Source organism: Pseudomonas sp. NFACC39-1, assembly GCF_900110355.1.
In the GTDB taxonomy this organism is placed as follows: domain Bacteria; phylum Pseudomonadota; class Gammaproteobacteria; order Pseudomonadales; family Pseudomonadaceae; genus Aquipseudomonas; species Aquipseudomonas tehranensis.
This window is the reverse complement of sequence record NZ_FODL01000037.1, coordinates 1-1,164: the sequence shown is the minus strand read 5'-3', so window position 1 is coordinate 1,164 and position 1,164 is coordinate 1. Positions and strand designations below refer to the sequence as shown.

The window sequence follows — 1,164 nt, the reverse complement described above, 5'->3', positions numbered from 1 at the left end:
TTACTCGATGACTTTGGCTACGACGCCAGCGCCGACGGTACGACCGCCTTCACGGATAGCGAAACGCAGACCGTCTTCCATCGCGATGGTCTTGATCAGAGTGACAGTCATCTGGATGTTGTCACCTGGCATTACCATTTCAACGCCTTCTGGCAGCTCGCAGTTACCGGTCACGTCAGTTGTACGGAAGTAGAACTGTGGACGGTAGCCTTTGAAGAACGGAGTATGACGGCCGCCTTCTTCCTTGCTCAGAACGTAAACTTCTGCAGTGAACTTGGTGTGCGGCTTGACGGTGCCTGGCTTGACCAGAACCTGGCCACGCTCAACGTCGTCACGCTTGGTGCCGCGCAGCAGGACGCCACAGTTCTCGCCAGCACGACCTTCGTCGAGCAGCTTGCGGAACATTTCAACGCCGGTGCAGGTAGTTTTCTGAGTGTCGCGCAGACCGACGATCTCAACTTCTTCCTGGATGCGGACGATGCCACGCTCAACACGACCAGTCACAACAGTACCGCGACCGGAGATCGAGAATACGTCTTCGATTGGCATCAGGAACGGCTTGTCGATAGCACGCTCTGGCTCTGGGATGTAGCTGTCCAGAGTTTCCACCAGCTTCTTGACAGCAGTGGTACCCATTTCGTTGTCGTCTTGGCCGTTCAGAGCCATCAGAGCCGAACCGATGATGATTGGAGTGTCATCACCTGGGAAGTCGTAAGTGCTCAGCAGATCGCGCACTTCCATCTCAACCAGTTCCAGCAGCTCAGCGTCGTCAACCATGTCAGCCTTGTTCAGGAAGACAACGATGTACGGAACGCCTACCTGACGGGACAGCAGGATGTGCTCACGGGTTTGTGGCATCGGACCATCAGCGGCCGAGCAAACCAGGATCGCGCCGTCCATCTGGGCAGCACCAGTGATCATGTTTTTTACGTAGTCGGCGTGACCTGGGCAGTCAACGTGTGCGTAGTGACGCACGGCCGAATCGTATTCAACGTGAGCGGTGTTGATGGTGATACCGCGAGCTTTCTCTTCCGGGGCGCTGTCGATCTTGTCGAAGTCAACCTTGGCCGAACCGAAAACTTCGGAGCAGACACGGGTCAGAGCAGCGGTCAGCGTGGTTTTACCGTGGTCGACGTGACCGATGGTGCCAACGTTGACGTGCGG

1 protein-coding gene is annotated in these 1,164 nt (G+C 56.4%); it reads right to left on the bottom strand.

The window, feature by feature from the left end; genetic code table 11:
* Nucleotides 1-1,164: elongation factor Tu (tuf, locus tag BMY45_RS27200; RefSeq protein WP_052915370.1), on the bottom strand; the 1,164-nt coding region annotated here is incomplete at its 5' end.